This window comes from Enterococcus sp. AZ156 (genome assembly GCF_051714165.1).
Lineage (GTDB): Bacteria > Bacillota > Bacilli > Lactobacillales > Enterococcaceae > Enterococcus_B > Enterococcus_B pernyi.
In genome coordinates this window covers 167,568-182,536 of sequence record NZ_JBIORI010000001.1, presented here as the reverse complement: position 1 = coordinate 182,536, position 14,969 = coordinate 167,568, and the positions used below count along the sequence as shown (strand labels likewise).

The window sequence follows — 14,969 nt, the reverse complement described above, 5'->3', positions numbered from 1 at the left end:
CAATCTCATAAAGTAAATTATTGATTCCCTTCGAACAAGATGCCTGCTTCTGCCAAGCCTTGTTTGATTTGTTGCAATACTTCCTTATGTGAGTAACGGATCGTATGCAGATGGATCCCATCCGTTAATTCAGACAATAACGAAGCCTGACTTTTCCGATAACGTTTCATAAATGAACGAATATCTTCTGCTGTCTTGATATGAAGCATTCCTGTCAGTTCGCCGTACAAGGGATGCTCAACGATGACGTCTAGTATCTCGCCACCATGAGCAACGATCAACTGCAGTTCTTCCTCTGTTTGTTCTCTCTGATGTTGTACCGCAATTTTACTGATGAACCCATTTTTGTCTTGTTCATCTTCCAAAAGATATCCTCTGGCCGTCGCCACGATCGCTTCTCCTGCCGCTCGTAGCAACGCAATGTCTCCTACAATGATTTGGCGGCTGACACCAAAACGAGTAGCAAACTTACTGGCACTGACAGGTTTCTCTGCATCAACTAGCGTTTCAATAATTTCTTTTCGGCGAGTTTCTCCTTCAATCATTTATCTACTCCATTCGTTTCTTTTGATAGTTTCGTGAGTGCTTCATGATATCTGCATAAGTAGCTAAGATCGTCTCACTGTATTCTGGTGTTTTCAACCAACTGGCAACTTTATCCAACACTTGTTGTTCTCTTTTTCCATCGTAAACCGCTTGGTTAGTTGCTCGTTTGACATCACCGATCTTCGTGACGGTAGCCATTCTTTTTTCAAGTAGTTCTACTAATTGGTGATCGATTTGATCAATCGATTGTCTCAACTCTTCCAATGACTCTTCAGGCATTGGTTCATCGATGCGTTTGATGATCCGTGCCGGATTCCCTGCGATCACTACATTATCTGGGAACGATTTGGTCACGACTGCTCCCGCCCCGACCACGACATTGTCTCCTAAAGTCACTCCAGGAGTGATGATCACTCCACCACCTAGCCACACATTATTGCCGATTTCGATTGGTTTAGCAAATTCTAACCCACTATTTCGCTTCACTGGATGTAGTGGATGTGTGGCAGTATAAAGCTGAACATTAGGGGCAAACATGCAGTTATCACCAATTTTGATCGTACTGGCATCTAAGAATGTACAATTAAAGTTCGCATAAAAATTCTCACCTACGTAAATATTATAGCCGTAATCAAAATTGATCGTTGGTTCCATATAAATCTTCTCACCGGTAGCACCAAATGTCTCTTTAAGTAATTGACTGCGAAGTTCACTTGTTTCCGCTTGGTTGATGATCTGGCTTTGACTTCGAGCAAATTTTCTATCGGCTGATAATTCTGGATCACCCGCAAAATAAAGTTCACCGGCAATCATTTTTTCTTTTTCTGTTTTAGCTGTCATTTTACACTCTCCTGTACTTTTTTGAACACCTTCGTTCCATCTGTTTGGACAAATCGGTACGCCTCTGATAGATAGACAGGGGTCTGATTGATGACTAATAGCTTCGCTTGTGGTGAGCGAAACTGGATCAAATCACAAAAAGGATGGACTTGGAAACTTGTCCCTACAATCACAATCAAGTCGGCCTGACTGACAGCAAAAGCTGCTTGCTCTAATACTTCATCCTGGAACCCTTCTCCATATAACACAATATCTGGGCGGATCTGGCCACCACACAGTTGATGCTTGTCACTGGTCAGATAATCTTGCCAGTCAACAGGTTGATGGCAGTTTCGACAATAACAATGATACAGATTCCCATGAAAATTAACTAGTTTTTTACTTCCAGCTTTTTCATGTAACCCATCGATATTTTGCGAAACGACCCGTACCTCTTTTTCTTTAGCCAACTCTACGATTTCTCGATGGATGATATTCGGGCGTGCTTCGGGATGATAAAGATGTTTGAGAAACGAATAAAATTTTTGTGGTTCTTCATCCATCGCTTGATGACTCAACAAATATTCTGGACGATCCATCCCTTGGTAAACACCTGTTAGTGAACGATAATCGGGTATTCCAGAAGGTGTGGACACACCTGCCCCTGTTAGAAAGGTCAGTTTTTGACTTTCAATTATCGCTGTCGCTGCTTCTTCAATTGTTTGTTCCAACATTTATCACTCACCTCTCTTCTATTATAATCGAAATAAAATGAAACATACCCTCAATCGAATGAAAATTCAGAGATTTTTTTTGAGAAAATACTCACAAACATCACTGACAAAACAATGAAAACGTGCTACAATACCAATGATCTGTATATTTTGAGTATGAAATGAGGTGAATCAATATGGTTGCATTCTTAATTTATTGGGGCGTTATTTTAGCATGTATCGCTTGGTTAGCATTAAGTATTTATTTCTCTATCTTCTATCTAGTACGTAAAGAAAATGGAAATCTATGGGCGTTTGCCTTTTTCAATGTATTGGCAGCAATTGTTCTAGCAATTACATTAGTTGTTTATCGCACATGGGGCTGGGGGATCACACAATACTCTAGTTTGATCTATCTCGTTTTAGCTATTTATGGGGTAACAGTTATTTTACAAGCCATTCTTGGTCGTGAACCTAAGAAAGCTACAGCTTAAAATACTTTTAGATAAAAAAGGAAACAGACTGCGTGATTTTGCAGTCTGTTTTTCGTTATTTTACTATCATTTAAGTGTTGCATAAAATGTATAATTATTCTTTTTTTGAAAACATTCTCTTTTCCTTTTTTCATGAAAGAAATTAAATAAACAGGATATTTCTTTATTTATCAACTTTTTTCTGCAAAAATGTAGTTTCTCATTGACAAAGTGGCTACTCTATCGTAGACTATTTTTTGTATAAATAACTGAATACGAGATGCCTCAATCAATGAGGTAGAGGTCGCGAGAATCATTAAACCTGTGGAGTGAAGCAAACATGTGGAAGCAGGGCTAGGGAGGATCGCCGAAATGTACTTTTTTTTGCTTAAAAAGTATGTTGGGACGTAAGTTAACAGCTTACGGACTGTCTTAGCAGTGATGCTAAGTTGCGCTATGTTTTGTGAGAGGTTTATCACTCTGTGAAATTTAGCGGCCCTTTTGTACCTACAAAGCGGTCGTTTTTTATTTCTCCTTGATAAGCAACTGCAATGCATGTATTCGACCACTCGTGTCAAGGCGCTTTGGTTATCAGCCAAAGAAGCTGAGCGAACGTTGGTCTTATCAGTATATGCCTGAAGGACCACGTACGTGAACAAACAAAAAGGAGAAGACAGATGAAAAAAAATTCAGTTACACTCACTCTAATTTTTACGTTTATTCTATCGATCTTTAGCTTGACCACTTTGGCTCATGCAGATGATAAAACACCGAGCGATCAATTTCGTGTCGGAATGGAAGCTGGTTATGCGCCCTTTAACTGGTCTCAACAAACAGATGCAAACAATGCCTATCCAATTCAAGGACAAAACAGCTTTGCTGGCGGATATGATGTACAAATTGCCAAAAAGGTAGCTGAAGGTTTAGGAAAAGAACTAGTCATTGTCCAAACGAAATGGGACGGTTTACCGCCTGCCCTTCAATCTGGAAAGATCGATGCAATCATTGCCGGCATGAGTCCGACGGCAGAACGCCAAAAAGAAATCGACTTTACTGATCCATACTATGAATCAGAACTTGTGATTGTCGTACAAAAAGATGGTAAGTTTGCGAATGCGACTAGCTTAGAAGATCTTTCTGGCGCAAAAATCACTGCACAATTGAATACATTCCACTATAACGTGATCGATCAGATCCCAGGAGTGGACAAGCAACAAGCAATGGATAACTTTTCAGCCATGCGAACAGCACTAGCTTCTGGCATGATTGACGGTTATGTTAGTGAACGTCCAGAAGGGGTAACCGCCACAAGCGTCAACCCAGCCTTGAAAATGCTCGAACTAGATGAAGCAAATGGCTTTCAAACAAATCCCGAAGATGTCCAGATTGCTGTAGGGATGCGTAAAGGTGATCCTGATCTTCAACAAGTCAACCAAATATTAAGCGGCATTTCTCATGATGATCGTATTGCTATCATGGACCAAGCCATTGAAGACCAACCTGCGTCAACGGATGGAGATGCAGAAGAAACTGGCTTGCTCCATGATTTCAAGACGATTTGGGATCAATATGGCAACATGTTCTTACGCGGAGCTGGTTTGACACTATTTATCGCATTGATCGGTACAGTTGTAGGAACAACATTGGGTTTATTGATTGGCGTCTTTCGCTCAATTCCAGAATCTGATAATAAAGTGACACGCTTCTTCCAAAAAGTAGCTAATTTCTTATTATCTGTTTATATCGAAGTCTTCCGTGGTACACCAATGATGGTTCAAGCCATGGTCATCTTCTATGGATTGGCTCTAGCCTTTGGTATTTCTCTGGATCGCACGATTGCTGCGTTGTTCATCGTTTCGATCAACACCGGTGCGTATATGACTGAGATTGTACGTGGTGGGATTTTTGCAGTAGATGGCGGACAATTTGAAGCAGCCCAAGCAATCGGCATGACCCACAGTCAAACGATGCGTAAAGTAGTGATTCCGCAAGTATTGAGAAATATTTTGCCGGCTACTGGAAATGAGTTTGTCATCAATATCAAAGACACCGCCGTATTAAGTGTCATTGGTGTAGCAGATCTATTCTTCCAAGGAAACTCTGCCTCTGGTGCCAACTTCCAATTCTTCCAAACATTCACGATCGTTGGGATCATCTACTTGATCATGACCTTCACGATCACAAGAATCCTACGTGTGATTGAGAAGAAAATCGACGGACCTACTGCGTATACAAAAATTGAAGAAGTCAACAACGCGAACCTACAGGAATAAGGAGGCAGTCCTATGAGTGAGAATATCATCGAAATCAATCATTTAAGTAAAAAATTCGGCGACAATGAAGTGCTGAAAGATATTAGCATGACCGTCAATAAAGGGGAAGTCGTGACCATCATCGGTTCCTCTGGTTCAGGTAAATCAACATTCTTACGTTGTATCAATTTACTAGAAAAACCATCAGGCGGCGAGATCATTTACAACAACGAAAACGTCTTAGCACCAAAATATAATTTACCAAAGTATCGGACAAATGTCGGTATGGTTTTCCAATCTTTCAATCTTTTCAATAATATGAATGTTTTAGAAAATTGTATTTCTGGACAAACCACTGTCTTAAAAAGAGAGAAAGAGCATGCCCGTAAAGTGGCAATCGAAAACTTAGAAAAAGTCGGTATGAGACAATACATCGAAGCTCGTCCTTCTCAACTATCCGGTGGTCAAAAACAACGGGTCGCTATCGCTCGTGCTCTATCAATGAACCCTGATGTGATGCTCTTCGATGAGCCAACTTCTGCCCTTGATCCTGAAATGGTCGGTGAAGTATTGAATACGATCAAAGATCTAGCCCATACTGGACTGACAATGATCATCGTAACCCATGAAATGGAATTTGCGAAAGAGGTATCTGACCGAGTGATCTTCATGGATAAAGGTGTGATCGCGGAAGAAGGAAGTCCTGAAGATATCTTCGTTCATCCAAAAGAAACACGTACGAAAGAGTTCTTGTCACGCATTTTGAATAACTAATAAAGTATCAAATCACCCTTAGTATTCAAACTACCGCAACTTGATTGAGCAAGGTCATCCTACTCAAAAAGTTGCGGTTCTTCTTTTTATTTATTGTTTTTGTTCCGATCGCTTTATCAGTTGAACTTTTGCGCAACCTCACGTAACATGTGGTTGTGAGAAACCTCTTCAAATTAAGAAGATTCAGATATTGGAGTGATCTTTTGACTAACATTTTTTCGAGGCAGTGAAAACACGCTACTTATTCCTCTCACAGGGTTAGCAGTCGTTTCGTCAATGTGTAGCATCATTCTAGAGAATTCGATAATTTTCAGAAAATTGTTGCAATTCATCACATAATTTGTTACTTTTAACAAAATACAAAAAAGTAAAGGAGTTTTCTATGTCAAAAAAATTATCATTCAAAGAAAATCTATTCATCGGTTCCATGCTATTTGGCCTATTTTTTGGAGCTGGTAATCTTATATTTCCTGTCCATATGGGGCAAGAAGCTGGTGCGGATATCTTCTGGGCAAATCTTGGCTTTTTAGTTACAGGGATCGGTTTACCATTCTTAGGTGTCATTGCGATCGGTGTTTCAAAGACCTCTGGTGTCTACGAATTAGCACAACGAATCAATAAAACTTATGCACTTATTTTTACTGTCTTACTTTATTTAGTCATTGGTCCATTTTTTGCCTTACCACGTTTGGCAACTACTTCTTTTGAAATTGGCTTAGCACCTTTTATTCCAGCAGAAAATCAAACATTATTTTTAGCTATTTTTAGTTTCTTATTCTTTTTAGCTGCTTGGTGGTTATCCAAACGTCCAACTAAAATCTTGGATTATGTTGGTAAATTTTTGAATCCCGCATTTTTAGTATTACTAGGTATCTTGTTATTACTTGCTTTTATCAACCCACTTGGCTCAGTATCGGATGCGCCTGTCCAACCTCACTACCAAAACCAAGCATTCTTCACTGGTTTTACACAAGGATACAACACGTTGGATGCGTTAGCTGCCTTAGCTTTTGGGATCATTATCGTCACGACGATTCGTGGCATGGGTGTCACAAAGCCTTCTGATATTGCAAGAGATACGATCAAATCAGGCGCGATCAGCATCGTTTTGATGGGGATCATCTATACCCTACTTTCTTATGCAGGAACAATGAGTCTAGGAACATTCCCAATGAGTGCGAATGGTGGTATCGCCTTGGCACAAATTGCTGATCACTATTTAGGAACTTACGGGAGTATCCTATTAGCCTTTATCGTGATTCTTGCTTGTTTAAAAACAGGTATCGGACTGATTACTGCATTCGCAGAAACATTCACTGAATTGTTTCCTAAAAGAAGCTATCTATTCTTTGTAACCGGAACAAGTTTATTAGCATGTTTAGTTGCAAACGTGGGCTTAACGAATATTATTCAGATCTCTTTACCGGTCTTGATGTTTATTTATCCATTGGCAATGACCTTGATCTTACTTGTATTGTTTGGCCCATTATTTAAACAACGTACTTCTGTTTATCGAATGACCACATATTTCACATTACTCGCTTCCATCGTGGATGGACTGAATGCTTGTCCTGATTCAATTAAGCAAACAAGTTTCGTCAAAGGAATTTTAACATTCGCTGATTCCTATCTCCCATTCTTCTCATTAGGAATGGGCTGGATCACACCAGCATTGATTGGCTTTATCATCGGATTACTCTGGAGTTTCTTTAAAAATGAAAAAAAGTCTGACTTGATTGTTAGCTAACAAAAAAAAGAGATGTTTAACTTTTTGTATAAAAAAATTAACAACTTTGGTAAACTTTCGTCACAAAATATTCACAACTCACCTTTAATATATAAGTATACCAACAAACAACCCTAACAACACTTTTTCATTTTTAACTCCTTTCCTGCTAGCTCCCCGGCTAGCAGGTCCTTTTTTTTTATTCATACCGATCCAACAAATCAAGTTCTTTGAGAATCTTTAGATTCTCTCTCTAGTAAGAAAAACATATAAAAAAGCTATGAAAAAGCAATCTACTTTTTCATAGCTTTTATTCTTATTTAGATAATCGCTCTTGGTCTCCCGTAGGTGAAAGACTAGTGATTTTTTCGATTTGTTCAATTGGGACGATTCGGATTTGTTGCTCTTGGTTTTGCAAGCGAATCATCACTCGGTCATGCTCAACTGTTTTCGTTGCCACCCAACCGGAAAAGGTTTCGTACTTATTGCTTAGTGGATTCTCGCGCACTTGTAGAATCACTAAACTATTCTGAGCTGCAGCTTTCTGGAGTTCGAGAATGAACTCCCCTTGTAACCGTACATTCTCAGCTTTTTCTTCTGTGTCATTCACAAATGAATCAAAAAGTTGAAACGAAGTATTAGTCACTAACTTTGTCAGTTTCTTCATTGGTGATACTGTTTCTTCATCCATTGAATGTACCCCTCCCCTAGCTAAGAATATGTTACTTAATTACTCCTATTTTATCCAATTTTTCTTAAAAAAACAAGAATATAGTTTATTTTATACCAACTTTTACCTAAAACCGTCAAACAATACATGTGTTATTTTAAGTCGTTTTCCATCCATAATTCAAGCCATTTTTCTAAGCCTTCATTGATCAATCGATAGGTTTCTTCAAAGTTATTCGTGTAATATGGATCAGGTACATTTTGTGCTTTTTTGCCAATGACTGGACTCAAAAATAGTTGGATTTTCTCTTGCGCTTCAATCGGCGCAAGTTGCTTTAAGTCAGCCACATTTGACTGATCCATACCGATGATCCAATCAAATTTTTGGAAGTCTTCTTGACGTATTTGGCGAGCAATCATTTCTTGCGTATCAACATGTTCTTTTGCCAAGATCGCTTGTGTACCTGGATGAGGGGCACTACCTACCTCATAGGTACTTGTTGCAGCCGAATCAATGACGAAGGAATCCAACAGATCCTGTTCTGCTACTTTCTTTTTTAATAACCCTTCTGCCATAGGTGAACGACAAATGTTTCCTAAACAAACAAATAATACTTTCGTCATAGCATTCTCTCCTTTTGTATTCCTATTTTTGGAATCAATGAAAAAAGGTCATTCGTCTTTTATTTCCTGTTCTTCTTCCAATGCGTACAACCGATACGAATACAATTCAGTATCTTTGGCTAAACGAAAGAACTGCATTGCAACTTCTAAGGGTGTTTCTGTATAACCTTGTGTGATCCAATTGACTAAGACTCCACTACAGCCATAAGAGAAAAAACGAGCATAAAATAATTTATCTTTGGAAGTTAGTTGTTTTTCTTCATCCATTTGCTCAAATATTTTAATAAATGAGGGTTGGATCAACGCAGAAAATTGCTTTTGCAGAATCTCCTGTTCTGAACTAACGGTACTTGAATAGAACTGTTTATTTTCGGCAATGGCTTTTAACATCAGCAATGCTTGCTCTTCCCAATTGTCGAGAGAAAGCGATTCTGTTTTTAGGTAATGCAATGAATCTTCATAGTACACCCAACGCAATAAATCATACTTATCGGTGAAATGATAATAAAATGTTTGTCGGTTGATGCCTGCTTCGTGTGCGATCTGTTGCACACTGATTTTGCGAAAAGGCTGTATTTCGCAAAGCGACACCAAGACTTTTTTGATCATTTGTTTCGTATGTGAAGCGTCTCCCACAATGATCCCTCCCATCTCTTCAATCATTATTCTACTATTTGCTCTTTCAATAGAAAAGAGTGATCACACTTGGTAGTCATAGCCAAAGTGTTCATACGCATAGGCGGTAGCGATCCGCCCACGAGGAGTCCGTTTCAAAAAGCCTTTTTGGATCAAAAAAGGTTCATACATATCTTCGACTGTTTCTCGCTCTTCTCCAATATTAACGGATAAAGTGCTTAGACCTACTGGACCCCCACCATACAGCTCGATCATCGTACGTAGCAATTTCTGATCGACATAATCCAATCCCGCTTGATCGACCTGTAAGAGTGTCAATGCGCGGTCAGCAATCAACTGATCGATCTTGCCATCTCCTTGTACTTGGGCAAAATCACGCACTCGTTTTAACAAGCGATTAGCGATCCGCGGGGTCCCACGGGAACGTCGTGCGATTTCTAAAGCCCCTTCGGTGATGATCTCCGTTTGAAAAATATCGGCAGATCGTAAAACAATTTCTCTTAAATCTTCTTCTTCATAGTATTCCATGTGAGCAATGATTCCAAAACGGTCACGTAAAGGTGCAGACAGCATCCCTGCTCGAGTCGTTGCACCGATCAACGTGAAAGGTGGTAACGGAAAATGAACGGGGTGAGCGGTCGGCCCTTGCCCTACCATGATATCTACATAGAAATCTTCCATCGCCGAATAAAGCATTTCTTCTGCCACGCGAGGTAAGCGATGGATCTCATCAATAAACAAGACATCCCCTGCTTCTAGTTCATTCAAAATTGCCACCAGATCTCCTGGTCGCTCAATGGCTGGTCCACTTGTCGTACGGATATTGACTTGCATCTCGTTTGCGATGACCATAGCCATCGTTGTTTTCCCCAATCCCGGAGGACCGTATAACAAGACGTGGTCTAGCGGTTCTTCACGATTACATGCCGCTTCGATGTAGATACTCAATTCTTGTTTTACTTTATGTTGACCGATATATTGCGCAAGCAATTGAGGGCGCAAAGATTTTTCTAAACTTAATTCATTCTCACCAGGTTCTGGTGAAAGAAGATGTTCATCTGTCATCAAGCGTCCTCCTTACTTTTTCATCATCAATTTCAATGCTTGCCTTAAATACTCATCCGTTGTTTGATTGTCGATTTCTTTAAGTTGTTTCTCTACACGTTTGATTTCACGCTCACTGTAACCAAGAGCAGATAGAGCTTCCATTGCCTCTGATAAGGCACTTGCATCTTGAACCGTTGCTTCATCAAATAAAGAAAATGGCATATCGATACTCAACTCGCCAAACTTGCCTTTTAGATCCAAGATCATTTGTTGTGCTGTTTTTTTACCTACACCTGGGAACTTCGTCAAGTAAGTGACATCGCCAGTTTCCACCGCTTGGATCAAGCCAGAATGATCGTCACTCGCCATGATCGCTAATGCACTTTTCGGTCCGATCCCTGAAACACTGACTAATCGTAAAAACAATTGTTTCTCTTCGAGTGAATCAAAACCGTATAGTAAATGTGCATCTTCACGGATGACTTGATGGACATAGATTTTTACTTCTTTATCTAACTTACTACTATAGCGATAAGGGTTACCTAACGCAATTTGATAGCCCACCCCTTGCGTTTCTACAACGATATAATACGGACTGATAAAAGTCACCATGCCTCTTAGATATTCATACATTGAAATTTCCTCTTTCTTTCGCACACATACGTTCCCATATTTCTATCCATTGTAGCATACTTTGCGATTTAAAAAAAGTGTTCCCAAAAACAGAACTACGAGCTTAGGTCTTTGATAAAGACCCAAACTCGTAGCATATTTTCTCTGTGTATTAGCGATTGATAGACGCTTGACCAATCATTTCTTCATGTTGTACTTGGCCTGATTTACTTAATGAGAAATCAGCCACTTTGTCCGTATTCGTTAGAACAACTAAGACATCTGTTTGTTTACCTGCTTGTTCAACGGCACTGAGATCCATCTCTGCTAGTTGTGTCGTTGGCGAGACCTGATCGCCTTCTTTCACAAGAACATTGAACGGTGCACCCTTTAATTCGACAGTATCAAGTCCCATGTGAACAAGAACTTCCACACCGGTTTCACTTAGAATACCGATGGCATGTTTTGTTTCAAATACACTAGTTACTTTACCATTTACTGGCGAATAGATTTTTTGATTGTCCGGAACGATCGCATAGCCCTCACCCATCATTTTTTGTGAGAAAACTGGATCATTCACTTCTGTAATTGCTTTGATTTTTCCGTCTGCAACGGCGAATAACTCTTCATTGGCAGTGGCTACAGCAGTTGTTCCTGCGGCTTCAAAGTTTTGTGTAGGAATAGATACGCCTTCTGCAGTTTGTAATACACTTACTTCTTCTGGATTGACTGGATCTAATTTGTTCAAGATCCCTTTACGTCTAAATACTACAGTTAAACCAAATGGTACGATGATTGCGATGATCATTGCAATCGTGAATGGTAACCACGTTTGTGCTTGGATTGCTAAGATTCCTGGCAAACCACCGACACCGATCGCATTTGCTCGAACATCCATCAAGTTCGCAAACATTCCTGCTACACCAGAACCGATCATTGCAGCTACAAATGGATACACATATTTCAAGTTGATCCCAAACATTGCGGGTTCCGTTACCCCTAGATAACAAGAAATCATCGCTGGGATAGAAACTTGTTCTTCTTTTTTATTGCCACGATGCAAGAAGATGATTGCAAGTACAGCAGATCCTTGCGCAATATTTGACAATGCGATCATTGGCCATAAATTGGTTGAACCAAAGTCAGCAATCAACTGCATATCGATGGCATTTGTCATATGGTGTAATCCTGTAATAACTAGTGGTGCATATAAGAAACCAAATAACGCACTGAATAACCAGCTGATCGATGAAGTCAAGCCAGTATTCACGATTGATGAGATCCAGTTACCAATTGCCCAACCGACTGGACCTAACACTACATTAGCCGCGATAACAGTTGGTAATAGTGAAAACAGTGGGACAAAAATCATTGAGATCGATTGTGGGATATACTTACGGAAGAAAATCTCTAAATAGGCAAGTAAGAACCCGGCAAGCATCGCTGGAATGACTTGCGCTTGGTAACCAATCATTTGTACTTGTGCAAAGCCAAAGTCCCAAAATGGGATATCTGCAGCGGCAGTTGAAGCGACACTATAGGCATTTAATAATTGCGGTGAAACCAAAGTAATCCCTAAAACAATTCCTAAAATCTGTGTCGTTCCCATTTTCTTTGCAATACTCCAAGTGATCCCTACAGGTAGGAAATGGAAAATCGCTTCCCCAGGTAGCCATAAGAATGAATTCACACCATTCCAGAATGTTGAACTTTCTGCAATCGTTCCACCTAAACTCTCGAACTGAATGCCTTCCAACACGTTACGGAACCCTAAAATCAATCCCCCAACAATGATTGCTGGAATCAATGGTGTGAAGATTTCAGCTAGAACTGCAATTGCTCGTTGCAACGGATTAAGATTCTGTTTTGCAGCAGCTTTACTTTGTTCTTTTGAAACGCCTTCAACTCCTGATACCGCAACAAAGTCGTTATAAAATGTTGAGACATCATTTCCGATGATCACTTGGAATTGACCGGCATTGGTAAACATTCCTTTTACACTGTCGATGTCTTCGATCTCAGCTTCATTTGCTTTTGCAGGGTCATTTAAAACAAAGCGCATACGTGTCGCACAATGGCTGACCGCAGCAATATTTTCTTTCCCGCCGACTCCCTTTAACAGCTTCTCGGCATCTGCTTGATATTTCCCCATAACATAAACCCCTTTCATTTGACTTGTTTATACAAGTTACTTTGTACTCACACTATAATGTTTTTCTCAACAAATTGCAAACGTTTTATGCTAAAAACATAAATAACTTGTAATCGTTATTATCTTTGTCGTAGAAACATCTTCCTTCTATCCAAGTCCAGTTTGAAATCTCCATATAGCTGTAGTATAGTTTATAAGCGAAGAACGAACGATTGCACGTTAAACGCACATCGGACACCAAAAAATCGAAAATATTATACGGAAGATCACTATTTAACTTACATCAAAGGCGATAATACAAGTGGCAAAAAGCACATTGCTTACGCTCGAGTGTCTAATGTCGGACAAACAGATGACTTGAAAAATCAAGTTGAGTTTTTGAGAAAATATGCAAATGTAAAAGGCATAATTTTAGATGATGTAATCGTGGATATTGGCAGTGGTCTTAATTACAAGTGTAAAACATGGAATCTGTTGTTAGACGAAGTAATGGCGAAGAATGTAGACGCCATTTATGTCACATTTAAAGATAGATAAGTATAATAAAGAGATTGAAGGTGATAAAGATGTTAGTGGCGTACAAAACAGAAATTCTTCCAACAGAAGAACAAAAAAAATCATTAATCGAACCATTGGTGTTGCTCGTTTTGTAAAGAACTTTTATATTTACCACAACCAAGAAGTCTATAAATCAGGTGGGAAATTTGTCTCAGGTATAGATTTTTCAAAGTGGTTGAATAACGACTACATTCCCAACCATCCAGACAAGCTGTGGATCAAAGCTGTTTATGCGAAGTCAACGAAACACGCGATTATGGAGACAGAAAAAGCCTTTAGAAATTTTTTTCAAGGAAAAGCTAATTTTCCTAAATTTAAAAAGAAGAAGCACCAAGATGTATCGATGTATTTCGTGAAGAACGATAAAAAGACAATCATCCGTTGTGAGCGTCATCGGATAAAAGTTCCCTCTTTGAATTGGGTAAAACTGAAAGAAAAAGGCTATATTCCTAAACACGATGACAAACATAGCATAAAGAGTGGCACAATCAGCCAACAAGCAAACCGGTACTACCTGTCGGTCATCGTGGAACAGGACTGTACCGCTCAAGTACTGAACGATACTCCTACCGAAGGCGTGGGTATCGACTTAGGATTAAAAGATTTTGCGATTCTTTCCACGGGGAAAACCTATAAAAATATCAATAAATCAGGAAAAATTCGTAAAATCGAAAAACAATTAAAACGACAACAACGCAAGCTGTCGAGGAAATACGAAAGCGAAAAAAAGCGTGTCAACGAAAAACAATCAAAGAGAGGAGAAGCTACTCGCAAAAATATTGAAAAACAAGTCTTGAAAGTACAAAAACTTCATAAACGGTTGACAGATATCCGTAGGGACAGAGTGAATAAAATTGTGTTAGAGCTAGTAAAAACCAAACCAGCTTATATCACAATTGAAGATTTGAATGTCAAGGGGATGATGAAAAACCGGCATCTTTCAAAAGCTGTGAGAGAGCAATCTTTCTATGCTTTTCGTAAAAAATTAGCAGACAAATGTAAAGTCTCTACTATTGAGTTAAGACTGGCCGATCGATTCTATCCTAGCTCGAAATTATGTCATGAATGTGGGCATAAGAAAGTAGCTTTAAAGCTATCAGAGCGTACCTATCGTTGTGAGAACTGTGGGTACGTAGCAGATAGAGATTATAACGCAAGCATGAATTTGAAAGATGTGAAGGAATACAATGTGATTGCATAAGCACGCAACTTTGTATATGTACCGATGGCTTAGTCGGGAATCAACGACTGTGGAGAACGAGACAAACCGTAGTAGTGTCGAAGTGACGAGGCGGCGTTCGGTGAAACAGTAATTCTACCTACGTGAGTGGTAGAGAAATCTCGATATAGGTATTTTTGTCTATATTT

General features: G+C 39.4%; 14 protein-coding genes, 1 pseudogene and 1 riboswitch. Of the genes and pseudogenes, 6 read left to right on the top strand and 9 right to left on the bottom strand.

Annotated features, from left to right (window positions below; genetic code table 11):
- Positions 1-17: 17 nt before the first annotated feature.
- Genes IGJ95_RS00910 through IGJ95_RS00900 form a run of 3 tightly spaced genes read right to left on the bottom strand, consistent with a single transcriptional unit; the run spans position 18 to position 2,099 of the window.
- The gene (locus IGJ95_RS00910) at positions 18-545 is read right to left on the bottom strand and encodes a transcription repressor NadR (RefSeq protein WP_010734380.1); all 528 of its coding nucleotides are present in this window, start codon (positions 543-545) and stop codon (positions 18-20) included.
- Between the two features lie 4 nt (positions 546-549).
- Positions 550-1,386 (bottom strand): chorismate mutase, encoded by an 837-nt coding sequence (locus IGJ95_RS00905; RefSeq protein WP_023518938.1) that lies wholly within the window; start codon positions 1,384-1,386, stop codon positions 550-552.
- On the bottom strand, positions 1,383-2,099 hold the full coding sequence (locus tag IGJ95_RS00900) for an NAD-dependent protein deacylase (protein ID WP_114543988.1): 717 nt from the start codon (positions 2,097-2,099) through the stop codon (positions 1,383-1,385). The genes IGJ95_RS00905 and IGJ95_RS00900 overlap by 4 nt, the downstream gene beginning before the upstream one ends.
- A gap of 176 nt (positions 2,100-2,275) precedes the next feature.
- Here IGJ95_RS00900 and IGJ95_RS00895 point away from each other — a divergent pair, with 176 nt between their 5' ends.
- The 4 genes from IGJ95_RS00895 (at position 2,276) to brnQ (ending at position 7,324) form a co-directional block, all read left to right on the top strand.
- Positions 2,276-2,572 (top strand): hypothetical protein, encoded by a 297-nt coding sequence (locus IGJ95_RS00895; RefSeq protein ID WP_010734383.1) that lies wholly within the window; start codon positions 2,276-2,278, stop codon positions 2,570-2,572.
- A gap of 269 nt (positions 2,573-2,841) precedes the next feature.
- Positions 2,842-3,016, top strand: a riboswitch (Lysine riboswitch).
- Between the two features lie 212 nt (positions 3,017-3,228).
- Positions 3,229-4,824 carry an ABC transporter permease subunit gene (locus IGJ95_RS00890; RefSeq protein ID WP_010734384.1) on the top strand — a complete coding sequence of 532 codons (1,596 nt, stop codon included), beginning with the start codon at positions 3,229-3,231 and terminating at the stop codon, positions 4,822-4,824.
- A gap of 12 nt (positions 4,825-4,836) precedes the next feature.
- Positions 4,837-5,577, top strand: a complete 741-nt coding sequence (locus IGJ95_RS00885; protein WP_010734385.1) for an amino acid ABC transporter ATP-binding protein — start codon at positions 4,837-4,839, stop codon at positions 5,575-5,577.
- A 382-nt stretch (positions 5,578-5,959) separates the two neighbouring features.
- On the top strand, positions 5,960-7,324 hold the full coding sequence (gene brnQ, locus IGJ95_RS00880; RefSeq protein WP_153829971.1) for a branched-chain amino acid transport system II carrier protein: 1,365 nt from the start codon (positions 5,960-5,962) through the stop codon (positions 7,322-7,324).
- Positions 7,325-7,619: 295 nt separating this feature from the next.
- On the opposite strand, the gene IGJ95_RS00875 is transcribed toward brnQ, so the two are convergent.
- The 6 genes from IGJ95_RS00875 to treP all read right to left on the bottom strand — a co-directional run bounded on the left by IGJ95_RS00875 (position 7,620) and on the right by treP (position 13,043).
- A complete protein-coding gene (locus IGJ95_RS00875) occupies positions 7,620-7,994 on the bottom strand; it encodes a hypothetical protein (protein WP_019724219.1) in 375 nt (124 codons plus the stop codon).
- A 131-nt stretch (positions 7,995-8,125) separates the two neighbouring features.
- Positions 8,126-8,596: a low molecular weight protein-tyrosine-phosphatase gene (locus IGJ95_RS00870; protein ID WP_010734388.1), complete on the bottom strand. Its 471-nt coding sequence runs from the start codon at positions 8,594-8,596 to the stop codon at positions 8,126-8,128.
- A gap of 48 nt (positions 8,597-8,644) precedes the next feature.
- On the bottom strand, positions 8,645-9,259 hold the full coding sequence (locus tag IGJ95_RS00865) for a TetR/AcrR family transcriptional regulator (protein WP_438761239.1): 615 nt from the start codon (positions 9,257-9,259) through the stop codon (positions 8,645-8,647).
- A gap of 36 nt (positions 9,260-9,295) precedes the next feature.
- Positions 9,296-10,297: a Holliday junction branch migration DNA helicase RuvB gene (gene ruvB, locus IGJ95_RS00860; RefSeq protein ID WP_023518933.1), complete on the bottom strand. Its 1,002-nt coding sequence runs from the start codon at positions 10,295-10,297 to the stop codon at positions 9,296-9,298.
- A 12-nt stretch (positions 10,298-10,309) separates the two neighbouring features.
- Positions 10,310-10,912 carry a Holliday junction branch migration protein RuvA gene (gene ruvA / locus IGJ95_RS00855; protein ID WP_010734391.1) on the bottom strand — a complete coding sequence of 201 codons (603 nt, stop codon included), beginning with the start codon at positions 10,910-10,912 and terminating at the stop codon, positions 10,310-10,312.
- Positions 10,913-11,063: 151 nt separating this feature from the next.
- A complete protein-coding gene (treP, locus tag IGJ95_RS00850; RefSeq protein ID WP_023518932.1) occupies positions 11,064-13,043 on the bottom strand; it encodes a PTS system trehalose-specific EIIBC component in 1,980 nt (659 codons plus the stop codon).
- Positions 13,044-13,265: 222 nt separating this feature from the next.
- Here treP and IGJ95_RS00845 point away from each other — a divergent pair.
- Both IGJ95_RS00845 and IGJ95_RS00840 read left to right on the top strand, forming a co-directional pair.
- Positions 13,266-13,577, top strand: a pseudogene (locus tag IGJ95_RS00845) (recombinase family protein); the annotation flags it as partial.
- Entirely contained in the window at positions 13,558-14,802 is a 1,245-nt protein-coding gene (locus IGJ95_RS00840) for an RNA-guided endonuclease InsQ/TnpB family protein (RefSeq protein ID WP_010734393.1), read from the top strand. The pseudogene IGJ95_RS00845 and the gene IGJ95_RS00840, both read left to right, overlap by 20 nt.
- Positions 14,803-14,969: the final 167 nt, after the last annotated feature.